Raw genomic sequence first — 22,383 nt, 5'->3', positions numbered from 1 at the left:
AAGCTATGACATTGCCGCTGTTTCCTTTGAATACCGTGCTGTTTCCAGGTTGTGTGCTGGATTTGCAGATATTTGAGGCGCGCTACCTGGACATGGTTGCCCGCTGCATGAAGCAGGGCACAGGCTTTGGTGTGGTGTGCATCCTGGATGGCCGTGAGGTCGGCAATGCACCCCAGGGTATCGCCGGGATTGGCTGTGAAGCCCTGATTCGCGATTTTCAGCAGCAGGACAACGGCCTGCTGGGCATTCGCGTCGAGGGCGGGCGGCGCTTTGAAGTGCTGGGCACTGAGTTGCAGCGCGATCAGCTACTGCTGGCGCAAATCGAGTGGCTGGATGACGCCCCCGAGCAGCCCCTGCAGGAAGAAGACCAGGACCTGCTGGCCTTGCTCAAGGCGCTGGCCGAGCACCCGATGGTGGCGGCCCTGAACATGAACACCGAGGTGGCGGGGCAACAGTCGCTGTCCAATCAACTGGCGTACCTGTTGCCCTTTGCCGAGGCAGACAAGATCGAACTGCTGCAGGTCAATGACCCGCAGCAGCGACTGGACGGGATACAAGTGCTGCTCGATGAGATCCAGGGCGAAGCCCTCAACTGATCTCAGTAGGCGTAGCGCAGCAGTTCCCTGGACAAGTGCCCGAGCATGAAAAACCCGTAGAGCGCAGTGACTGACGGCAAGATCAGCCACCAGATTTTCTGCGGGATCGGCTCAAGGGGCATGTATCGCTGGCTTAGCGCCAGAGCGAATGCGTTGACCGTGATGGCGAGCAGGGCCCCAGCGGTGATGTCCGTTGGCCAGTGAGCGCCCAGGTACACCCGCGACATCGCCACGGTGATCGCCAGCAGGCAACCCAGCAATACCCAGGTGACGCGCATGCGTTGTGGCTGGTTGCGCCCGGCCAGAATGGCCAGGGCTATAAAAAATGCGAATGCCCCTGAACTGTGGCCGCTGGGCATGCTGTAGCTGGTCAGCGGGTCCACCAGCACTTCGGGGCGCACCCGGGCGAAGAAGTGCTTGGTCGCGGTATTGGCCAGCGCGGTAAACAGCGTGACCCCGCCAAAGAACCACATTGCCCGCCATTGCCGGGTAAACAGCAGAATGACGCACACCAGGGCTGCCGCCAGAAACTGGGTACGGAAGTTGCCGATTTGCGTCACCAGCACGGCGGCGCTGTCCATGGCACTGCTGCGATGCTCTTGTACCAGGGCCGTGATGCCCTGGTCGAAGGCGGTCATGTGTGGATAACCGATAAAGACGGCCAGTAGCAGGGCGAAGCTGAGTGTGCCGATCAGCAGCGTGGCCCGGGGTTGGCGACGGATACTGGCATTGATGCTCAGGCCCAGCAGGGCGGCAAGGCCTGCGGCAACAATGGCGGCCTGTAGCCAGAAGCCTTCGGGCAGTGGCAGGCGAATGGCAGCACCGGTGGCCCAGCCCGGTAGCAGGTACGCCACCGACCAGCCTGCTCCGGCCAGCAGGCTGACGCCGATAAAGCGCGGGATCGGCATGTCGCACATCCCGGCCACCATCGGCAGCATGGGCCGCAGCGGGCCGATAAAGCGCCCGACCAACAGGCTGACAATACCGTAGCGATGGAAGTAGCTCTCGGCCCCGTTCATCCATTCGGGATGAGTGCGCAAGAGGGGTAAGCGGCGAATGTTCTGGTGGAAGCGCCTGCCCAGGGCGTAGGACACCGCGTCGCCGAGCAACCCGCCGAGAAAGCCCAGCAGCAGGGTTTGGCCCAGGGACAGGGCGCCGCTGCCGGCCATGACGGCAATGGCGAACAACAATACGGTGCCGGGAACAATGATGCCGGCAATTGCCAGACACTCCACGCAAGCCACAATAAACACCGCGAGGCCCAGCCACTGCGGGTTGGCTGTCAGCCAGCCGGTGATGCTATCGAGCCATGGGCCCATGTTCCGATTTCCTTGTCTGCTTATTAGGTTGTTTGTAGGCGCTACAGTCTTGAAGCTGGCCCGGCTCTAGTTGTGGGAGTGGGTTTGCATGCGATGCAGGCCCCGCGGTCTGTCAGGACAATTGCGGCGATGCCATCGCGAGCAAACCCGCTCCCACAGGATCAGTTGTGCTCCAGGGTGATGAAATCCCGCCCCTCAACCTGCCCGCGACGCAGCGGATTACGCGTGCAATACGCAGCGTAGTCAGCATCGACAAAGCGGTACATCAAATGCTCGTCGCGCCCGTGGGGGATGCCCAGACGGGTGGTCTGGATAATTTTCGAAGGTGGTTCTCTGACGTCATCGACCCACAAGCGTTCGGGGTCGAAACATTTTGCATCCCATTCGCGCACCTTCAACCCCAGCGCTTTGCACAGCAGGGTTTGCCCCGCGCACAGTTTGTGTGCGGGCCGGGGGTTGCCTTGGGCGTCCGGGTTGTTGCGTTGCATCTGCGCCAGGCTGTCCGGGCCCGCCAGCTCATCAAGCCAGGGATGGGCCGATTTGATCAGCACTGCGTTGCCGGGGCCGTGGGCGCTGAAATTCAGCGAGTCGCCGCCGCGGGCGTAATACATGTAGATATGCCCGCCATCGAGAAACAGCGCCTTGCGCTTGTCGGTATAGCCCAGAGAGGCGTGGCTGCCTTTGTCGGTGAGGTAATAGGCTTCGGTTTCGATAATCCGGGCGCTGAGCCACAGCCCGTTGACCCGATGGCGAATGACTTTGCCCAGCAGTTGGCAAGCAACAAGCTGGGCATCTCGATCGAAAAAGGCATCAGGCAGCATCATGGGCATGTGCAGGACGGTCAGTGGATAGCTGAAAAGGTGCAGATCATAGCAAGTCATGCTTAATCGGGGCTGAACGCAGTGTATTTGTGGTCCATTTCGACCATCCGCCTGCCACCGCTGTGCGTGAGGCGGCGGGACCGCTATAATCGGCCGCTTTCCTCCCTGCCAAGACCCTTGAGACCATGACTGAGTCCGTTCTTGACTACATGACCCGCCTGGGTCGCGCTGCTCGCGAAGCCTCCCGCGTGATCGGCCGTGCCAGTACGGCGCAGAAAAACCGTGCCCTGCACGGCGCTGCTGCTGCATTGGATGCCGCACGTCTGGAGCTGGTTGCTGCCAACGAACTGGACCTGGCCGCCGGCCGGGCCAACGGCCTTGAGCCGGCCATGCTGGAGCGCCTGGCGCTGACCCCTGCACGCATCGACAGCATGATTGTCGGTTTGCGTCAGGTGGCAAGCCTGCCAGACCCCATCGGCGCGATTCGCGACATGAGCTACCGCCCTTCGGGTATTCAGGTCGGCAAGATGCGTGTACCGCTGGGTGTAGTCGGAATCATCTACGAGTCGCGTCCTAACGTGACCATTGATGCTGCCAGCCTGTGCTTGAAGTCGGGCAACGCAACCATCCTGCGCGGTGGCTCCGAGGCGATTCACTCCAACCGTGCCATTGCAGTGTGCATCCAGCGCGGCCTGGCCGAAGCCGGTTTGCCGCCCGCCGTGGTGCAAGTGGTTGAAGTGACCGATCGTGCCGCTGTCGGCGCGCTGATCACCATGCCCGAGTACGTTGATGTCATCGTGCCTCGCGGCGGCAAGGGGCTGATCGAACGGGTCAGCCGTGATGCCAAGGTGCCGGTGATCAAACACCTGGACGGCATCTGCCATGTATACGTCAGTGCCCATGCCGATCTTGCCAAGGCGCAACGCATTGCGTTCAACGCCAAGACCTACCGTTATGGCATTTGCGGCGCGATGGAAACCCTGCTGGTGGATCAGGCCGTCGCGGCAGAATTTTTGCCGGCAATGGCTGAACAATTTCGCGCCAAGGGCGTCGAACTGCGCGGTTGCGAGCGTACCCGGGAGTTGATCGACGTGGTTGCCGCCACTGAAGACGACTGGAACACCGAGTACCTGGACGCCATCCTGTCGATTCGTATCGTGGAGGGTCTGGACCAGGCGATTGAGCATATCAATCACTATGGCTCCCATCACACCGACTCAATCGTCACCGAACACCAGGGCGATGCCCGGCGTTTTATGGCCGAAGTGGACTCCAGTTCCGTGATGCTCAACACACCAACCTGCTTTGCCGATGGATTTGAATACGGATTGGGTGCGGAGATTGGCATTTCTACTGATAAGCTGCACGCCCGCGGCCCGGTGGGTCTCGAAGGTCTGACCTGCGAGAAGTACATTGTGGTCGGCGATGGCCAGTTGCGCGGTCAGGAGCCAGTCTGACTTGGTCAAGCTGAAAGCGTCAGCGCCGGCACCTGTGATCGACGTGTTACCCCAACGCATAGGCGTACTGGGCGGAACCTTCGATCCGGTGCATATCGGTCATCTGCGTGGCGGGCTGGAAGTGGCGGAGATGATGGGGCTCGACGAGCTGCGTCTTACCCCCAATGCCAGGCCGCCGCACCGTGACACCCCCCAGGTGTCAGCCCACGACCGTTTGGCGATGGTCGAGTGCGCTGTCGCAGGAGTGGCTACGCTGGTAGTGGACGCCCGGGAGCTGCAAAGGGACAAACCGTCCTACACGATCGATACACTGGAATTGATGCGGGCCGAGATGGCCGCGTATGACCAGTTGTTTTTACTGTTGGGTTGGGACGCGTTTTGCGGCCTGCCCACATGGCATCGCTGGGAAGAGTTGCTCCAGCATTGCCATATCCTGGTGCTACAGCGCCCGGATGCCGACAGCGAACCGCCGGATGCCTTGCGCAACCTGCTGGCAGCGCGCTCGGTAAGCGACCCGCTGGCCCTGAAGGGGGCAAGCGGACAGATTGCATTCGTTTGGCAGACGCCGCTCGCGGTATCCGCCACCCAGATCCGCCAACTGCTGGCCAGCGGTAAGTCGGTACGTTACCTGGTGCCCGACGCGGTCCTGGCCTACATCGATGCGCACGGGCTTTACCGTGCGTCGAACTGAAAAAGGGTGTGTTTCAAGGCGCCAATTGTCGTGTATTGAAACACCCGAACATACGAGCAAAACGAGTTTTATATGACTGACAAAGATGTAAGCAAAGTAAAGCGCAAAGGCACCTTCAAAAGCGCGCCATTGCCGGAAAAAACCTTCAGCGCCGAGCCTCTCAAGGGTGAAGAGCTGGTCAAGGTTGCTGTTGCCGCCCTGGAAGACGTCAAGGCCCAGGATATCCAGGTCATCGACGTGCGTGACAAGCACAGCATCACTGACTTCATGATCATCGCTACCGGTACTTCGAACCGTCAGATCGGTGCGATGCTCGACAAGATCCGCGAAGCGGTGAAGGCTCTGGGCGTCAAGCCGCTGGGCGAAGAAGGCAAGGGCGACAGCGACTGGGTTCTGCTGGACATGGACGACGTGATCGTTCACATGATGACCGCCAGTGCCCGTCAGTTCTACGACCTGGAGCGTCTGTGGGCCGGTGCTGAACAAAGCCGTGCAGGCAGCGCTGCTCACCACAGCCCGGAAAACACCCATGAGCACTTCCTGAAGCTCAACAAAGACCAAGAGTAAGGGTTCGCTGTGCGCCTGCGTTTGATCGCTGTCGGTTCGCGTATGCCCAAGTGGGTGGAAGAAGGCTGGCATGAATATGCCAAGCGTCTGCCATCCGAGCTGGCACTTGAACTGGTGGAAATACCGCTCAACACCCGTGGCAAGAATGCTGACGTGGCCCGCTTCATCCGCCAGGAAGGCGAAGCCATGCTGGCCAAGGTAGGCCCGGGCGAGCGCATCGTAACCCTCGAAGTGCACGGCAAACCGTGGAGTACCGAGCAGCTGGCGGTTGAGCTTGACCGCTGGCGCCTGGATTCGCGCACGGTGAACTTTATGGTCGGTGGCCCGGAAGGGCTGGCGCCGGAAGTCTGTGCCCGCGCTGACCAGCGCTGGTCGCTGTCGCCATTGACGCTGCCGCACCCGTTGGTGAGGATTCTGATCGGTGAGCAGTTGTATCGCGCCTGGACAGTGCTGTCCGGGCACCCGTATCACAAATAGTCAGCGCTCTGAATGACTCAGCCGATCCGCCTTAAAGACCACGAGAAAGACGCACGCCTTGTGCGCGGACGAGTCGTGGTCGGTGCGATTGTGGTCGTGACGCTGATTTGTGTGCTGCTCGCGCGGCTTTATTACCTGCAGGTGGTGCAGTACGACTACCACTCCACCTTGTCAGAGAACAACCGGGTGCATGTGCAGCCGATCCCGCCTACCCGCGGTCTGATTTTTGACCGTAATGGCGTGGTGATCGCAGACAACCGCCCCAGCTTCAGCCTGAGCATGACCCGCGAACGCTCTGGTGACTGGCAGCAAGTGCTCGACGTTATTGTTGAAGTGTTGCAGCTTGCGCCCGAGGATCGCGCCCTGTTCGAAAAGCGCATGAAGCAGGGGCGGCGGCCGTTTGAGCCGGTGCCCATTCTGTTTGAGCTCAACGAAGAACAGATCGCCCGGATTGCCGTAAACCAGTTCCGCCTGCCCGGGGTTGAAGTGGTTGCGCAACTGGTGCGGCATTACCCTCAAGGCGCGCATTTTGCGCACTCGGTGGGTTACATGGGGCGGATCAACGAAAAAGAGCTTAAAACCCTCGATCCGGTCAATTACAGCGGCACCCACCATATCGGCAAAACCGGCATCGAGCGTTTCTACGAAGCCGAGCTGCATGGCCAGGTGGGTTACGAAGAAGTCGAAACCAATGCCCGTGGCCGCGTGTTGCGAGTACTCAAGCGCACCGACCCGATCCCTGGCAAGGACATCGTGCTCAGCCTCGATATCAAACTGCAGGAAGCAGCTGAAGAGGCGCTGGCAGGGCGTCGTGGCGCAGTGGTGGCACTCAACCCGATGACGGGGGAAGTGCTGGCCATGGTCAGCCAGCCGAGTTTTGACCCCAATCTGTTCGTGACCGGCATCAGCTTCAAGGCGTATGCCGAGCTGCGTGATTCGATTGACCGACCATTGTTCAACCGCATCCTGCGCGGCCTGTATCCGCCGGGCTCGACGATCAAGCCTGCAGTGGCGATTGCCGGCCTGGACAGCGGCGTGATCACCGGCTCCTCGCGGGTGTATGACCCCGGCTATTACCAGCTGCCCAATTACGATCACAAATACCGTAACTGGAACCGTAGCGGTGATGGCTACGTCGATCTGGATACCGCAATCATGCGCTCCAACGACACCTATTTTTATGACCTGGCCCACAAGCTGGGGATTGACCGTCTGTCGAGCTACATGAACCAGTTCGGTATCGGCCGCAAGGTCTCGCTGGACATGTTCGAAGAGTCCGCCGGGCTGATGCCGTCCCGCGAGTGGAAACGTGCCACCCGACGCCAGGCCTGGTTCCCGGGCGAGACGCTGATTCTGGGGATTGGCCAGGGCTATATGCAGTCCACCCCCTTGCAACTGGCCCAGGCCACCGCGTTGATCGCCAGCAAAGGCAAGTGGATCCGTCCGCACCTGGCCAAGACCATCGAGGGCGTACCGCCGGTGGACCCGGACCCGGTGCCGGATATTGTCCTGCGTGACCCGTCCAACTGGGCCAAGGTCAACCACGGCATGCAGCAAGTGGTGCATGGCGCTCGCGGCACGGCGCGGGTGGCGGGCGTTGGCGCGCAATACCTGATTGCCGGCAAGAGCGGTACGGCCCAGGTGGTGGCGATCAAGCAGGGCGAAAAATACGACCGTTCCAAGGTGCAGGAGCGTCACCGCGACCACGCCTTGTTCGTCGGCTTCGCGCCGGCCAACAAACCGCAGATCACCGTCTCGGTGATGATTGAAAACGGCGAAGCCGGCAGTCGTGTCGCCTCGCCCGTGGTGCGCAAGGTCATGGATGCCTGGTTGCTGGGTGAAGACGGCAAACTCAAACCCGAGTACGGCGGCCCCGTAAAGGCAGAGGTTGCGGCCAATGATGAGTAATTTTGACCGCATCCTCTCCAGTGAGGACGTGATGCGTCGCCGTGCCACGCTGCTTCAGCGTTTGCATATCGATGGCCCGCTGCTGATTCTGCTGCTGACCCTGGCGGCTGGCAGCCTGTTTGTACTGTATTCGGCCAGCGGCAAAAGCTGGGACTTGCTGAGCAAACAGGCGACTTCGTTCGGTATCGGGCTGGTATCGATGTTTATCATCGCCCAGCTGGAACCGCGATTCATGGCGCGCTGGGTACCGATCGGCTATCTGATCGGGGTGATGTTGCTGGTGGTGGTGGATGTCATGGGCCACAACGCCATGGGCGCCACTCGCTGGATCAATATCCCCGGGGTGATTCGCTTTCAGCCCTCCGAGTTCATGAAAATCCTGATGCCCGCGACCATCGCCTGGTACCTGTCCAAGCGAACCTTGCCGCCGCAACTCAAGCATGTGGCGGTCAGCCTGATGCTTATCGGGGTGCCTTTTGCCCTGATTGTGCGCCAGCCCGACCTGGGTACGGCGCTGCTGGTACTGGCAGGCGGTGCATTTGTATTGTTCATGGGCGGTCTGCGCTGGCGCTGGATCCTCAGCGTACTGGCAGCGACGGTTCCAGTGGCGGTGGCCATGTGGATCTTCGTGATGCACGACTATCAGAAGCAGCGCGTGCTGACCTTCCTCGACCCTGAAAGCGACCCGCTGGGCACTGGCTGGAACATTATCCAGTCCAAGGCCGCGATTGGTTCGGGCGGGGTGTTCGGCAAGGGCTGGCTACTGGGTACCCAGTCGCACCTGGACTTCCTGCCCGAGAGCCATACCGACTTCATCATCGCGGTGATGGGCGAAGAGTTCGGTCTGGTCGGCATTTGCGCGCTGCTGCTTATTTATCTGTTGTTGATTGGTCGTGGCCTGGTGATCACTGCCCAGGCCCAGACCCTGTTCGGCAAATTGCTGGCAGGCAGTCTGACCATGACGTTTTTTGTTTATGTTTTCGTCAACATCGGTATGGTCAGTGGCCTGCTGCCGGTGGTGGGCGTGCCATTGCCCTTTATCAGTTACGGCGGCACTTCGCTCGTGACGCTGTTATCAGCGTTCGGGGTTTTGATGTCGATCCACACACATCGCAAGTGGATCGCACAAGTTTGATTAAGGTGAATTATTCAATGCAAGCAATGCGTGGCTGGGCTGCTCGATACGCGTCGTGGGTAGGCCTGCTGGGTCTGTTCGGGACCGCACAGGGTGCGCTGGCCGGTGACTACGAAGGCTCGCCCCAGGTGGCTGAGTTCGTAGGCGAAATGACCCGTGATTACGGATTTGCCGGCGAGCAGCTGATGGGCGTGTTCCGCGAAGCCGAGCGCAAGCAGAGCATCCTCGACGCCATTTCGCGCCCGGCCGAACGGGTCAAGCAGTGGAAAGAATACGGTCCGATGTTCTTGACCGACGCCCGCGTCGCCCGCGGTGTCGATTTCTGGCGCGAGCACGAAGCCGTTCTGGCCCGTGCCGAGCAGGAGTATGGCGTTCCGGCCCAGGTGATTGTGTCGATTATCGGCGTCGAAACCTTTTATGGTCGCAACACCGGTAACTACCGCGTGATCGATGCCTTGTCGACCCTGGGTTTCGATTACCCGCCCCGCGCCGAGTTTTTCCGCAAGGAACTGCGAGAGTTCCTGTTGCTGAGCCGCGAAGAACAGGTTGACCCGCTGACCCTGAAGGGTTCCTATGCCGGAGCCATGGGCTTGCCGCAGTTTATGCCGAGCAGCTTTCGCGCCTATGCCGTGGATTTCGACGGTGATGGCCATATCAATATCTGGAGCAACCCGGACGATGCCATCGGTAGCGTTGCCAGCTACTTCAAACGTCATGGCTGGGTAGCCGGTGAGCCGGTGGTGATTCGCGCCGATGTGACCGGTGATCGCGCCGATGAAGGCCTGACCCAGGGGATCGAACCGGTCAAGACCGTCGGGGAGTTGCGAGCGCTGGGCTGGTCGAGTCATGATGCGTTGCGCGACGATATGCCGGTCACGGCGTTTCGTCTGGAAGGCGCCGACGGCCCTGAATACTGGATGGGCCTGAAAAACTTTTATGCGATCACACGCTATAACCGAAGCGTGATGTACGCCATGGCAGTGCATCAACTGTCCGATCTGCTGGTTCAAGCACGGGGCAACAAGTAATGCCGTTTCTAGCGACCCGTACACCTTTGAAACTCGCCGCCTGCGCCGCTGTTGCGTTGCTGCTGGTGAGCTGCTCGAGCAGTCGCTCGACGCCCCCGCAAACATCGACCGCGGTCAGTTCCAAGCCGGGCCTGGATATCAACCGTGCCCACAAGGACGGTGCGCCGTGGTGGGATGTTGACGTTTCGCGCATCCCCGACGCCACGCCGACCCTGCACACCGGGCCTTACAAGGCGGCGCCGTACTCGGTGCTGGGCAAGACCTATTTCCCGATGCAAGAGTCCAAGACCTATGTGGCCTCGGGCACCGCGTCCTGGTACGGCACCAAGTTTCACGGCCAGAACACCGCCAATGGCGAGGTCTATGACCTGTACGGCATGAGCGCGGCGCACAAGACTTTGCCGCTGCCCAGCTACGTCAAGGTGACCAACCTGGATAACGGCAAGGCCGTGATCCTGCGCGTCAACGACCGTGGCCCGTTTTATTCGGATCGTATTATCGACTTGTCCTACGCTGCTGCCAAAAAGCTCGGCTATGCCGAAACCGGTACGGCCCGGGTCAAGGTTGAAGGTATTGACCCTCAGGCCTGGTGGGCTCAGCGCGGTCGCCCTGCGCCGCTGATGCTCAACGAACCGAAAGTGGCCCAGAACACCGCCCCGACCGTGTCCACCGGCAAGGTTGAACAATGGACGCCGCCCGCACAGCAGCATGCTGCCGATGTGGTTCCGGTCAGTCCAATGGCCAAGGGCCAGGGTACCTACCTTCAGGTCGGTGCCTTTGCCAATCCGGACGCTGCCGAGTTGCTTCGTTCCAAACTCAGTGGCATGGTCAGTACCCCCGTGTTTATCAGTTCGATTGTGCGCAATCAGCAAACCTTGCACCGTGTACGCATGGGGCCAATAGCCTCGGCGGGTGAGGTGGCACAAACACAAAACAGCGTGCGCCTGGCCAATCTGGGCCAGCCGAGCGTTGTGACGTCGGATCAGTAACACCGAACAAAGCGTTGGGCCCTGAGCAGTCGGGGCCCAAACGCAGTTGCAGAGGTCAAGAATAAAAGCCCTTCCAGGGGCCGGGACTGCAACTGAATACGCGGCAGTCAGTCAAACGACTGCCTGTACAGTTTTGCCCGCGAGGGTAAGTTTCCATTAACAACTTCGAGAGACGGATGAACATCACCACCTTTGCCAAACGCCTGTGCCTGCTAGTACCGCTGATCGTCACTCCTGCCGCCTGGGCAGTCGAGATGATGCCGTCGCCACCACAACTTGCAGCCAAGTCCTATGTTCTGATGGATGCCAGCAGCGGTAACGTGCTGGTCGAGAACAACGGCGACCAGCGTCTGCCGCCAGCCAGCCTGACCAAGCTGATGACCGCTTACATCGCGACTCTGGAAATCCGTCGTGGCCAGATCGGCGAAAACGACCCGGTAACTGTCAGCGAAAACGCATGGCGCACCGGTGGTTCGCGGATGTTCATCAAGGTCGGCACCCAGGTCTCGGTCAGCGACCTGCTGCATGGCATCATCATCCAGTCGGGTAACGACGCCAGCGTCGCCCTGTCCGAGCACATTGCCGGCAGCGAAGACGCTTTTGCCGACATGATGAACAAGACCGCCGGTGAGCTGGGCATGTCCAACAGCCACTTCATGAACCCGACCGGCCTGCCGAACCCGGATCACTACTCGTCGGCTCACGACATGTCGTTGCTGGCTCGCGCCATCATCCACGAAGACCCGACTCACTACGCGATCTACTCGCAGAAAGAGTTCTTCTGGAACGGTATCAAGCAGCCTAACCGCAACCTGTTGTTGTGGCGCGACAAAACCGTTGATGGTCTGAAAACCGGTCACACCGACGAAGCCGGCTATTGCATGGTGTCTTCGGCCGTACGTGATGGCATGCGCCTGATCGCCGTGGTGTTCGGCACCAACAGTGAAGCGGCCCGTGCTGCAGAGACCCAGAAGCTGCTGACCTACGGTTTCCGTTTCTTCGAAACCCAGACCTTCTACCAGAAGGGCACCGAGCTGGCTCAGGCTCCGGTTTGGAAAGGCACCACCAACCAGGTCAAGGCTGGCCTGGCGGATGACCTGACCATGACCCTGCCAAAAGGCCAACTGAAAAAGCTGGCTGCAAGCATGACCATGAACCCGCAACTGATGGCCCCTATCGCCAAAGGCGATGTGATCGGCAAGGTTGAGGTCAAACTTGACGACAAGGTTGTGCACAGTGCTGACCTGATCGCCCTTGAGCCCGTCGAGGAAGGTGGTATTTTCCGACGCGTGTGGGATAGCATCCGTCTATTCTTCTACGGGCTGTTCAACTGATTGCACCCACCTGTGTGACCCCGCGCCTACCCTGCGCGGGGGCACCTTTGTTGTTCCGGGCTTACGAGGCCAATACGCCATGAGCGATACCGAAGTAAAGGCGCCAAAGATCGAATTCCCCAACGTGGATTACCCGGTTAAGGTGATCAGCGACACGGGTGTGGGCAATAAGGACAAAATCATCGATATCGTCAAGAAACACGCGACGGTCAACGATGATCGTGTCGATGAGCGCCAGAGCACCAACGGCAAGTACACGACGATCCAGCTGCATATCGTGGCCACTGATCAGGATCAGCTCTACAACATCAACAGCGAATTGCGAGCCACCGGCTTCGTACATATGGTGTTGTGATGTCGCAGGTCTTGGGTATTCGTGAGCTGGGCCAGCTTGATTACGAGCGCACCTGGCTGGCGATGCAGCGTTTCACCGATGAGCGCAAGCTGGTGCCGGACACGCAAGACGAAGTCTGGCTGGTGCAGCACCCGCCGGTGTTTACCCAAGGCCAGGCAGGCAAGGCCGAGCATCTGCTGCTACCGGGAGATATCCCGGTGGTGAAGTCGGATCGCGGTGGCCAGGTGACCTACCACGGCCCCGGCCAATTGGTTGCCTACCTGATGCTCGATGTGCGCCGGCTGGGCTATGGCGTACGTGAGCTGGTCACGCGGATGGAACAGTGCCTGATCGACTTGCTCGCCAGCTATGGCGTGAGCGCTGCAGCCAAGGCCGATGCGCCGGGCGTGTATGTTGATGGCGCGAAAATCGCCTCTTTGGGCCTGCGGATCCGCAATGGCTGCTCCTTCCACGGTCTGGCCCTGAATGTGGACATGGACCTGGAACCGTTTCGACGGATTAACCCCTGTGGCTATGCGGGGCTGGCGATGACCCAGCTGCGTGACCATGCAGGGCCGATTGAATTTGCCGAGGTTGGTGCCCGGCTGCGCTCGCAGCTCGTCAAACACCTCGACTATGCTGAGCAGACGACCCTGACGGGCGGAATCGATTGATATGACTACTGCGCAAGACGCTGTTCAAACCCTGATCCCAACGCTGGATATCTCAGAACGTGCGGCCCGCGCCAGCGAGGCCCGTTCCAAGGTTGAGACCGGCGTCAAGTTGCGCGGTGCCGAGAAGGTTGCGCGTATCCCGGTAAAGATCATTCCGACCACCGAACTGCCGAAGAAGCCTGACTGGATTCGCGTACGCATTCCGGTTTCTCCGGAAGTCGACCGTATCAAGTCCCTGCTGCGTAAGCACAAGCTGCACAGCGTGTGCGAAGAAGCCTCCTGCCCGAACCTGGGCGAATGCTTCTCGGGCGGTACCGCGACCTTCATGATCATGGGTGACATCTGCACCCGTCGTTGCCCGTTCTGTGACGTGGGCCACGGCCGACCGAAGCCACTGGACACCAATGAGCCGGAAAGCCTGGCGATTGCCATCGCTGATCTGCGCCTGAAGTACGTGGTGATCACCTCGGTAGACCGCGATGACCTGCGTGACGGTGGTGCCCAGCACTTTGCCGACTGCATTCGCGAAATCCGCAAACTGTCGCCGGGCGTGCTGCTCGAAACACTTGTTCCGGACTACCGTGGGCGCATGGATGTTGCGCTTGAAATCACCGCAGCCGAGCCGCCAGACGTGTTCAACCACAACCTCGAAACTGTGCCGCGCCTGTACAAGGCTGCGCGTCCGGGCTCCGATTACCAGTGGTCGCTGACCCTGCTGCAACGTTTCAAGCAGATGATGCCGCACATTCCGACCAAGTCGGGCCTGATGCTGGGGCTGGGCGAGACAGACGAGGAAGTGATCGAAGTGATGAAGCGCATGCGCGAACATGACATCGACATGCTGACCCTGGGTCAGTACCTGCAACCGTCGCGCAACCACTTGCCGGTCCAGCGTTTCGTGCACCCGGACACCTTCGCGTGGTTTGCCGAGGAAGGCTACAAGATGGGCTTTAAAAACGTGGCATCCGGTCCGCTGGTACGTTCTTCGTACCACGCTGATGAACAGGCCAAGCTGGTCAAGTCCATGCTGGTGAGTGCCTGATCCCATGAACAACCGGCTCACCGCGCCAGTGTCTTTCAAGGCTCACAGCGCGGTGCCCGCGTTGCCCGCTGGCGGGGTGATCGGCCTGATCGCTCCGGCAGGGCCTGCCGAACTTGATCTGAACCTCGCGACCCAATGGATGCATGCCCGTGGCTATCAGCTGCGGGTATATCCGGGGGTGTGGCAAAGGGATGGTTATCTTGCCGGCTCTGATGCAGAGCGCTTACGCGACCTGCATGATGCTTTTGCCGATGACAGCGTCGATGCCATTTTCTGCCTGCGTGGCGGTTATGGCAGCCCGCGTTTGCTCGATGGCATCGACTTTGAGCTGTTGCGTCGTCATCCCAAGCCGTTTGTCGGCTACAGCGATATCACCGCGTTGCATCTGGCGATCACTCGTTACGCGGGCTTTGTGACGTTTCACGGGCCAATGGTGAACGCTGATCTGCTGGGCAACAAACAACCGCCTACCGAAACTTCATTGCTGCGTATGCTCGGCGGGCAACAGCCGTCCGTGCTGGAGCATCCCGCGGCCTGGCCGTTGACGACCATTGCCCCGGGCTGCGCCAGTGGCCGTTTGCTGGGCGGCAATCTGTCGATGATCTGCGCGGTGATGGGCACGGCGTTTGAAATGGACAGCGAAGACATCATCCTGTTTATCGAAGACGTCAACGAACCGTTGTACCGGGTCGACCGTCTGCTGACGCATTTGCGCCTGGCGGGCAAGCTCGACAGGTTGCGCGGAGTGCTGGTGGGGGATGTGGCCGGGGTTGATTTCGCGGCGCTGGAGCGGTTGCTCACCCAGGAGCTGGGCGGTCTGGGTATTCCGGTGCTGGCCGGTTGGCGCAGCGGGCATTGCGATCCGAACCTGACCTTGCCGATGGGTGCGCAGGTCAGGCTGGATGCTGATCAGCAGTTGCTGGTGCTTGAGCAGGATGTAGTTGTAAGCGCCTGAACCTGAAGCCCCTCTCCCATAGGGAGAGGGTAGCAACCTTACCGGCTACGCAAACTCTCCAGCAGCTTGTGGCTCGGATAGCCGTCTGCTGGCCAACCCATGGCCTGCTGCGCGCTGCGAATAGCCTTGCGGGTATTGGCGCCGATAATGCCGTCTGCATTACCCGCATCATAATTGCGCTGGCTCAGCAGCATTTGCAGTTCGACGCGCTCGGAGCGGCTCAGCGGTCGGTCGTCTTTTGGCCAGTCGGCCAAAATGGTCCCGCCACCGTTGAAACGTTGCGACAACAAGCCCACGGCCAGTGCATAGGATGATGAGTTGTTGTAACGCAGGATGGCGCGGAAGTTATCCAGTACCAGAAACGCCGGGCCACGATAGCCTGCAGGGAGCAGCAGGGCAGCGCTTAACTGCTCTGAGCCTGCGGCGCTGGCAGGTACCTTGACTCCCAGTTTTTGCCATTCGGCAACGCTCTTTTTGATTGCGCCATCAGCCAGGGCGTAGTCGAACCCGGCAGGCAGCGTCACTTCAAAGCCCCACGGCTGGCCTTGCTTCCAGCCCGAGCTTTGCAGGTAGTGGGCAGTCGAGGCCAGGGCATCTGCCGAGCTGTTCCATATATCACGACGGCCATCACCATCGAAATCCACGGCGTGGGTTTCATAGGTGGTGGGGATAAACTGGGTCTGGCCCATTGCGCCCGCCCACGAGCCGAGCATTTTTTCGGGGCTTATATCGCCTTCCTGAATAATCTTCAGTGCAGCGATCAATTGGCTTTGAGCAAACTCCGGGCGACGCCCTTCATAGGCCAGGGTCGCGAGGGAGCGAATGACTGACTTGTTGCCCTGGAACGAGCCAAAATTGCTTTCCATGCCCCAGACCGAAACCAGCGCCTGGCGATCAACGCCATAACGCTGCTCGATGCGGCCCAGCAGTTCGGCATTCTGCTCCAGCAAACGCTGGCCATTACGTACACGCAAAGGCGACAGGGCACCGTCCAGGTACTCCCAGACCGGGCGGCTGAATTCGGGCTGGCTGCGGTCGGCCTTGATCACGCTCATGTCTGGCGTAATCCCGGCAAAGGCGTTATCGAATACCAGCGGGTTGATTCCGGCTTTAAGCGCTTGGGCGCGGAAATCGGCTTGCCACTCGCTGAAGCTTTGAGTGGGCTGAACAAGAGGGGTGTCGGTGCCTGGCACTGGCGCGCTGCTGATGACCGCAGGTGCCGGAGGTACCACAGGCAAGGTTTGAGCATCGGCTGCGGTCGGTTTCTCTGCGCAGGCGACTAAAAGGATGACGCTGGAAGCAGCGATCAGTTGGCGCATCGGCCAACGGCGTGTATGACGTGAGAGCATGCGCAGGTCCAGGTAATGCAAAACAGAAGCAGACCTTATCATCCCCGCCGTCAGGCAGCCAGAAAGTAAAAAGCCTCCCGGTCTCTCGACTGGAAGGCTTCGCGGCGGTAGCTGCCTTTGCCTTTGGCGGGGCGTTCCTGGCGGCTGCGGAACAGGGGTTGGGCAACAATGGATTTGGCCTTGTTGGGGCGCTTGCTCATGGCATGTGCTCTCGCTTGAGTTGAACAAGCGCAAATCATCGGCCGGTTTTTTCGTATTGTCTACAGGATAGTGATCGGTGGGAGCGGGCTTGCTCGCGTTAGCATCAACGCTATCAGCCTGTCAGGCCGCGACGCCCGCATCGCGAGCAAGCCCGCTCCCACAGAAAGCAGTGTTTATTCAGCTGGCAGATTCAGGCGTTGCCCGCACATCAGCAGCACCAGACGACTCAGGCTGCTCCAGGCAGACCCTGCTGCCTGGCCCTTGATCTGGGCATCGATACGCTGCGCGTCCAACAACAATTGTGCCCAGCGCTGCGCCGAATAACGCTGCAAGGCTTTGCTCATCAACGGTTTGCGCTTGTCCCACACCGGTGGTCGCGCCTGGCTGAACGCCTTGTCCAATGGCGTGCCCTGGCTGTACTGCAGGGCAATATTGGCCAGTACGCGCAGCTCACGCGCCAGGGCCCACAAGATCACAGGAGGCTCTACGCCTTCACCGCGCAAGCCTTCGAGCATACGCAGGGCATGGGCAGCTTCGCCGTTAAGTACCGCATCCACCAGGCCAAACACATCAAACCGCGCGCTGTCAGCCACTGCGGCTTGCACGGTTTCGACAGTGATTTGCCCGTCTTCAGCCATTAACTTGAGCTTTTCGATTTCCTGCGCAGCAGCCAGAAGATTGCCTTCGACCCGGGCTGCTATCAGTTCCACCGCATCATGGGTGGCCGACAGCCCGGCCTGCGACAAGCGCTGGCGAATCCATTGCGGCAACTGGTTGGCGTCCACCGGCCAGATCTGCACGAACTGGGTTTGCGCCCCTTCAATCAGCGCCTTGCCCCACTTGGTCTTTTGCGCACTGCCGTCGAGTTTGGGCAGGCTGATCAGCAGCAGGGTGTCTTCGGCAGGGCGCGAGCAGTATTCGATCAACGCCGCAGCACCCTTGTCGCCAGGCTTGCCCGAAGGCAGGCGCAGTTCCAGCAGGCGCTTTTCGGCAAACAGCGACATGCTGGCACCAGCTTGCAGCAGCGTGCCCCAGTCAAAGCTGGCGTCGGCGCTGAACACCTGGCGCTCATCGAAACCCTGCTTGCGGGCGGTACTGCGGATGGCGTCGGCGGTTTCCTGACACAACAACGGGTCATCGCCGCTGATGATGTAGACGGGCGAAAGGGGGCCTTGCAGATGCTTGGCGAGTTGGGCGGGAGCGAGTTTCATAGGACCATAACGATAGCGGGGCGCTTGAGCGCCCCGTATGCCTTACTGGTTTTGCAGTTCGAGAGGCGACTGTTGAGGAGTTTCCTCTTGAGCCTTGCGTGCAGCTTCGATGGCATCGGCTTCAGCCTTGGCCTTCGCTTCGGCTTGCTGTTGCAGTACTTCCAGCTGGGCCGGGGTCAATTGCTCCAGGCGCAGAACCAGTTGCTGGATCAGGTCGCGGCGCATTTCCTTACGGATCATGTCGCCTTCCTGGGTGCTGCCTGCCACGTTACTGCCATCCTGCAGGTAGACTTTGTAGGCTTCAACCTTGTCGCTCAGCAGCGTCAGATGGCTCGGCCCCTGAATTTCGTATTTCACTACGTTGTTCAACTGATACTCGGCGGTACCCGAATTGCCGGTGTAGCTGGCAGAACGCTGGGTTTCCTTCTCGTCGGTCAGAACCAGTTTGTATGGTGCGTTGGCAGTGATTTTCACGCCGCTGTTTTCCAGCACCTGACGCAGCTGGCGCACAGTGTCGCCATAGGCATTGCGCGCGCTGACATCGAGTTCGGTGATCGTCAGCTGGTTGGTGCCGGTACCGCGCAGTTGAAAGCCGCAGGCGCTCAACAGAACTGCGAGACCCATCACCAGCAAGTTGCGTTTGATCATGTGTTGCTCCCCTTGAAACCAGATGGGCCGACCACGCGGCCCTGAAGGTCTTGTTGGGCGCCCGCGCATGACGCGGGCGCCTGTTCCAGTTAGCTGGCGACGATATTGACCAATTTGCCTGGTACCACGATCACTTTGCGAATCGTCAGGCCTTCTGTAAAGCGCAGTACGTTTTCGTTGGTGCGGGCAGCAGCTTCAACCTCTTCACGGCTGGCAGCAGCTGGCATTTCAATATGCCCGCGCAGCTTGCCGTTGACCTGGATAACCAGTTGCAGGGTGTCTTGAACCAGCGCGGTTTCATCCAGGGTTGGCCATGCAGCGTCGATGATTGCACCTGCATGCCCCAACCGGTTCCACAGCTCATGGCTGATGTGCGGTGTGATCGGCGCCAGTACCAGAGCTACAGTCTCGAGACCTTCCTGCAGCAGGGCGCGGTCTTGTTCAGTCGCTTGCGGTGCTTTTTCGAGCACGTTCATCACGGTCATCACCTGGGCGACGGCGGTGTTGAACTTGTGGTGCTGGCCGACGTCCTGGCTGGCTTGCTTGATAGCCTGGTGGATGGCACGGCGAATGACTTTTTGCTCATCGTTCAGGCTGGCGATATCCAGCGCGCCCGGCAGGCCTTGGCCTACATGGGCATGGGCCAGGCGCCATACACGCTTGAGGAAGCGGTGGGAGCCTTCAACACCCGAGTCGGACCATTCCAGGCTTGCGTCAGGCGGCGAAGCAAACATCATGAACAGGCGGCAGGTGTCTGCGCCGTACTGTTCGATCATGTATTGCGGGTCAACACCGTTGTTGAGCGACTTGGACATTTTCTGCGTGCCGCCGATTTCCACCGGCAGGCCGTCACTCTTCAGCGTGGCGCCGATGATCTTGGCCTTGGCATCACGTTCGATTTCCACGTCGTCCGGGTTGAAGTAATCCTTGCCGCCGTTGTCCAGCGTACGGAAGTAGGTCTCGGCGATCACCATGCCCTGGGTCAACAGGTTCTTGAACGGCTCGTTGGAGCTGACCAGGCCTTCGTCACGCATCAGCTTGTGGAAGAAGCGCGCGTACAGCAGGTGCAAAATGGCGTGTTCGATACCGCCGATGTACTGGTCCACCGGTAGCCAGTGGTCTGCTGCCGATTTCTCGACCAGACCGCCTTCATAGTGCGGCGAGGCGTAACGTGCGTAGTACCACGACGACTCGACGAAGGTGTCCATCGTGTCGGTTTCGCGTTTGGCCGGTGCGCCACATTTAGGGCAGCTGCACTCGTAGAATTCAGGCATGCGTGCCAGTGGCGAACCGGCACCATCGGGTACGACATCTTCTGGCAAGACCACTGGCAGCTGGGCTTCAGGTACTGGTACGTCACCGCAGGTATCGCAATGCACGATCGGGATCGGGCAGCCCCAGTAGCGCTGGCGGCTGATGCCCCAGTCACGCAGGCGGAACTGGGTGCGCGCCTGGCCCAGGCCTTTGGCAGTCAGGGCGGCTTCGATGGCGGCGAATGCGGCGTCGAAATCCAGGCCGTCAAATTCGCCGGAGTTGATCAGCGGGCCGTGCTCGTTGTAAGCGTCCTGCCACGGTGCCGGTGACTCGTCGCCAGCACTGGTACGCACAACCGGCTTGATCGGCAGGTTGTACTTGGTGGCGAATTCGAAATCACGCTCGTCGTGTGCTGGTACAGCCATCACCGCGCCGTCGCCGTAATGCATCAGTACATAGTTGGCGACCCATACAGGAAGCTTTTCGCCGGTCAGCGGGTGCTCGACGAACAGGGAGGTTGGCAGGCCCATTTTTTCCTGGGTTGCCATGTCGGCTTCTGCCACGCTGCCGCCTTTGCACTGAGCGATAAACGCTTGCAGCTCGGGGTTTCCCTGCGCTGCCTGGGTGGCGAGCGGGTGCTCGGCAGCCACAGCGACATAGGTCGCGCCCATCAAGGTATCAGGGCGGGTGGTGAAAACCTTGAGCGCGCCTGCTGCGCCGATGGACTCGACGTTGTAAGGGAACTGCACTTCCATGCCGCGGGATTTGCCAATCCAGTTGCGCTGCATGGTTTTAACCTGCTCGGGCCAGCCCGGCATGTCGTCGAGGCTTTCAAGCAGCTCATCCGCGTAAGCGGTGATCTTGAAGTAGTACATCGGGATTTCGCGTTTTTCGATTACCGCGCCCGAACGCCAGCCACGGCCGTCGATCACTTGCTCGTTGGCCAGAACGGTCTGGTCCACCGGGTCCCAGTTCACGGTGCCGTTTTTACGGTAGATCACACCTTTTTCGAACAGGCGGGTGAACAGCCATTGTTCCCAACGGTAGTAATCCGGCTTGCAGGTCGTGATTTCGCGCGACCAGTCAACGGCCAGACCCAGGCTGCGCAGCTGGGTTTTCATGTAGGCGATGTTTTCGTACGTCCATTTGGCCGGCGCGACCTTGTTTTTCATCGCGGCGTTTTCGGCCGGCATGCCAAAGGCGTCCCAGCCCATGGGTTGCAGGACGTTTTTGCCGAGCATGCGCTGGTAACGGGAGATCACGTCACCGATGGTGTAGTTGCGCACGTGCCCCATGTGTAGCTTGCCGCTTGGGTACGGGAACATCGATAGGCAGTAGAACGTCTCTTTGCCTAGATCTTCGCTGACTTCGAAGGACTTTTGGTTGTCCCAGAATGATTGGGCGGCGGCTTCTATTTCACGGGGCTGATATTGTTCGTGCATGGCTACTTGTACTGATAAAGGGTGGCCTAATCCTCTTCAACATAGACCGGCGACAGTGTTGCCCGGTCAGGTTGGAGCAGGGGTTACAGGAAGTCCCGTAGCATACATGACCCCGCTCTATCGAGGGAAACCCTGATTGCCTCATCACTCCGTTGGTCGCAGCAGCACGCCGCTTTTACAAGCGCAGCTAAGCTCTCCTGTGGGGGAGATTCATTTCCTTAAATGAGGTGGACGGATGGCAGAGTTGCAACGCAGCGTAGCAACATCGCAAGTGTATGAGCGGCTGATTGATCGTTTGAGTGTGGCTCTTGATTCAGCAAAGACGGCTGTCCAATTACGTGATGAACGCCCAGTCGAGTTGGAATTGCGAGGCTTGAGTCATGCCGAGCTGGAGTTGATCAACCTCTATTTGAACCGGATCGGGCGTGAGGCAATTAAACGCTCGCAAGGCAGCGTGAACATGCAGGATGCCCCCAGGGCCAAGGTTATCTGGCTTAAAGACAGGGTGCAGGGAGCTTAGGCCATACGGCGATTCAAGCCCGGCCTTCAACAAAGCCGCATCAAGAAAGTTGTACCTCCGGGTTGATGCATTACACGTTTGTGTTTGGGTTTCTCACCTGCGTTGTTGATGCGCTCAATCAACCCCCTTAGGCTTCGGGCATCTTTGGAGATGCTCGATGCCTATTCGATACTTTTTAAAACAGCTTCTATTACCCCCTGGCATTTTTCTGTTGCTCCTGGCGCTTGCCTGGTGGCTACGGCGTTCGCGCCCGCGAGTGGCGGGTGTGTTGTTTGCCCTGGGGCTGGGCGGCTTCTGGCTGATGAGTTTGCCAATAATGGTGGAGTGGGGCGCCCGTGTGCTGGAGCGCGAACCACCGCTGGCGCAGAGCGAGTGGTCGACGCTGGCCGCGCGTGCCGATGCCATTGTGGTGCTGGGCTCGGGGCGTGAGC

The 22,383-nt window shown here is 59.8% G+C and carries 22 protein-coding genes and 1 pseudogene; 16 read left to right on the top strand and 7 right to left on the bottom strand.

Annotated elements, in window-relative coordinates; genetic code table 11:
- Positions 1–5: 5 nt before the first annotated feature.
- Positions 6–596, top strand: a complete 591-nt coding sequence (locus tag GHO42_RS08270; protein WP_095019053.1) for an LON peptidase substrate-binding domain-containing protein — start codon at positions 6–8, stop codon at positions 594–596.
- 2 nt (positions 597–598) lie between these two features.
- Here GHO42_RS08270 and GHO42_RS08265 read toward each other — a convergent pair whose 3' ends face one another.
- Both GHO42_RS08265 and GHO42_RS08260 read right to left on the bottom strand, forming a co-directional pair.
- On the bottom strand, positions 599–1,915 hold the full coding sequence (locus GHO42_RS08265) for a bifunctional DedA family/phosphatase PAP2 family protein (protein ID WP_153327108.1): 1,317 nt from the start codon (positions 1,913–1,915) through the stop codon (positions 599–601).
- A gap of 161 nt (positions 1,916–2,076) precedes the next feature.
- Positions 2,077–2,745 (bottom strand): DNA-3-methyladenine glycosylase, encoded by a 669-nt coding sequence (locus tag GHO42_RS08260; protein ID WP_153327144.1) that lies wholly within the window; start codon positions 2,743–2,745, stop codon positions 2,077–2,079.
- Between the two features lie 176 nt (positions 2,746–2,921).
- Between GHO42_RS08260 and GHO42_RS08255 the strand changes: the two genes are divergently transcribed.
- The 13 genes from GHO42_RS08255 (at position 2,922) to GHO42_RS08195 (ending at position 15,327) form a co-directional block, all read left to right on the top strand.
- Positions 2,922–4,193 carry a glutamate-5-semialdehyde dehydrogenase gene (locus GHO42_RS08255; protein ID WP_095019051.1) on the top strand — a complete coding sequence of 424 codons (1,272 nt, stop codon included), beginning with the start codon at positions 2,922–2,924 and terminating at the stop codon, positions 4,191–4,193.
- Positions 4,162–4,884 carry a nicotinate-nucleotide adenylyltransferase gene (nadD, locus tag GHO42_RS08250; protein ID WP_232527619.1) on the top strand — a complete coding sequence of 241 codons (723 nt, stop codon included), beginning with the start codon at positions 4,162–4,164 and terminating at the stop codon, positions 4,882–4,884. Before GHO42_RS08255 ends, nadD begins: the two co-directional genes overlap by 32 nt.
- Before the next feature lie 72 nt (positions 4,885–4,956).
- Entirely contained in the window at positions 4,957–5,451 is a 495-nt protein-coding gene (gene rsfS / locus GHO42_RS08245) for a ribosome silencing factor (protein WP_016779261.1), read from the top strand.
- A gap of 9 nt (positions 5,452–5,460) precedes the next feature.
- Positions 5,461–5,928 (top strand): 23S rRNA (pseudouridine(1915)-N(3))-methyltransferase RlmH, encoded by a 468-nt coding sequence (rlmH, locus tag GHO42_RS08240; RefSeq protein ID WP_003444191.1) that lies wholly within the window; start codon positions 5,461–5,463, stop codon positions 5,926–5,928.
- Positions 5,929–5,940: 12 nt separating this feature from the next.
- Positions 5,941–7,836 carry a penicillin-binding protein 2 gene (gene mrdA, locus GHO42_RS08235; RefSeq protein WP_153327106.1) on the top strand — a complete coding sequence of 632 codons (1,896 nt, stop codon included), beginning with the start codon at positions 5,941–5,943 and terminating at the stop codon, positions 7,834–7,836.
- Positions 7,837–7,867: 31 nt separating this feature from the next.
- Complete coding sequence (rodA, locus tag GHO42_RS08230) at positions 7,868–8,971, top strand: rod shape-determining protein RodA (RefSeq protein WP_165484550.1); 1,104 nt, start codon at positions 7,868–7,870, stop codon at positions 8,969–8,971.
- A 17-nt stretch (positions 8,972–8,988) separates the two neighbouring features.
- On the top strand, positions 8,989–9,999 hold the full coding sequence (gene mltB, locus GHO42_RS08225) for a lytic murein transglycosylase B (protein ID WP_094999436.1): 1,011 nt from the start codon (positions 8,989–8,991) through the stop codon (positions 9,997–9,999).
- Positions 9,999–10,988 (top strand): septal ring lytic transglycosylase RlpA family protein, encoded by a 990-nt coding sequence (locus GHO42_RS08220; protein WP_094999435.1) that lies wholly within the window; start codon positions 9,999–10,001, stop codon positions 10,986–10,988. The genes mltB and GHO42_RS08220 overlap by 1 nt, the downstream gene beginning before the upstream one ends.
- Positions 10,989–11,164: 176 nt before the next feature.
- Positions 11,165–12,322 carry a D-alanyl-D-alanine carboxypeptidase family protein gene (locus GHO42_RS08215; RefSeq protein ID WP_094999434.1) on the top strand — a complete coding sequence of 386 codons (1,158 nt, stop codon included), beginning with the start codon at positions 11,165–11,167 and terminating at the stop codon, positions 12,320–12,322.
- Positions 12,323–12,401: 79 nt separating this feature from the next.
- Positions 12,402–12,677: a DUF493 domain-containing protein gene (locus tag GHO42_RS08210; RefSeq protein WP_016779266.1), complete on the top strand. Its 276-nt coding sequence runs from the start codon at positions 12,402–12,404 to the stop codon at positions 12,675–12,677.
- The gene (lipB, locus tag GHO42_RS08205; protein WP_094999433.1) at positions 12,677–13,330 is read left to right on the top strand and encodes a lipoyl(octanoyl) transferase LipB; all 654 of its coding nucleotides are present in this window, start codon (positions 12,677–12,679) and stop codon (positions 13,328–13,330) included. The genes GHO42_RS08210 and lipB overlap by 1 nt, the downstream gene beginning before the upstream one ends.
- A 1-nt stretch (position 13,331) precedes the next feature.
- Positions 13,332–14,372, top strand: a complete 1,041-nt coding sequence (gene lipA / locus GHO42_RS08200; protein WP_094999432.1) for a lipoyl synthase — start codon at positions 13,332–13,334, stop codon at positions 14,370–14,372.
- Positions 14,373–14,376: 4 nt separating this feature from the next.
- On the top strand, positions 14,377–15,327 hold the full coding sequence (locus GHO42_RS08195; RefSeq protein WP_153327104.1) for an LD-carboxypeptidase: 951 nt from the start codon (positions 14,377–14,379) through the stop codon (positions 15,325–15,327).
- 38 nt (positions 15,328–15,365) lie between these two features.
- Here GHO42_RS08195 and GHO42_RS08190 read toward each other — a convergent pair whose 3' ends face one another.
- The 5 genes from GHO42_RS08190 to leuS all read right to left on the bottom strand — a co-directional run bounded on the left by GHO42_RS08190 (position 15,366) and on the right by leuS (position 21,432).
- Positions 15,366–16,676, bottom strand: coding sequence for a lytic murein transglycosylase (locus GHO42_RS08190; protein WP_094999430.1), 1,311 nt, complete (start codon positions 16,674–16,676; stop codon positions 15,366–15,368).
- Between the two features lie 50 nt (positions 16,677–16,726).
- Complete coding sequence (arfA, locus tag GHO42_RS08185; protein WP_003444166.1) at positions 16,727–16,876, bottom strand: alternative ribosome rescue factor ArfA; 150 nt, start codon at positions 16,874–16,876, stop codon at positions 16,727–16,729.
- A 174-nt stretch (positions 16,877–17,050) separates the two neighbouring features.
- Positions 17,051–18,088, bottom strand: a complete 1,038-nt coding sequence (gene holA / locus GHO42_RS08180) for a DNA polymerase III subunit delta (RefSeq protein ID WP_094999429.1) — start codon at positions 18,086–18,088, stop codon at positions 17,051–17,053.
- Between the two features lie 42 nt (positions 18,089–18,130).
- Complete coding sequence (gene lptE, locus GHO42_RS08175) at positions 18,131–18,736, bottom strand: LPS assembly lipoprotein LptE (RefSeq protein WP_094999428.1); 606 nt, start codon at positions 18,734–18,736, stop codon at positions 18,131–18,133.
- An 89-nt stretch (positions 18,737–18,825) separates the two neighbouring features.
- Positions 18,826–21,432 (bottom strand): leucine--tRNA ligase, encoded by a 2,607-nt coding sequence (leuS, locus tag GHO42_RS08170; protein ID WP_095039136.1) that lies wholly within the window; start codon positions 21,430–21,432, stop codon positions 18,826–18,828.
- Positions 21,433–21,667: 235 nt separating this feature from the next.
- On the opposite strand from leuS, the gene GHO42_RS08165 reads away from it, so the two are divergent.
- Together GHO42_RS08165 and GHO42_RS08160 are read left to right on the top strand one after the other, a co-directional pair.
- Entirely contained in the window at positions 21,668–21,952 is a 285-nt protein-coding gene (locus GHO42_RS08165) for a hypothetical protein (RefSeq protein ID WP_094999426.1), read from the top strand.
- Positions 21,953–22,109: 157 nt separating this feature from the next.
- A pseudogene (locus tag GHO42_RS08160) lies at positions 22,110–22,383 on the top strand (YdcF family protein); the annotation flags it as partial.

The sequence above is a fragment of the Pseudomonas sp. FSL R10-0056 genome (assembly GCF_009600105.1).
Classification (GTDB): Bacteria; Pseudomonadota; Gammaproteobacteria; order Pseudomonadales; family Pseudomonadaceae; genus Aquipseudomonas; species Aquipseudomonas bubulae.
Note: the sequence above shows the minus strand (reverse complement) of the source record. Positions and strands in the feature narration are given on the sequence as shown.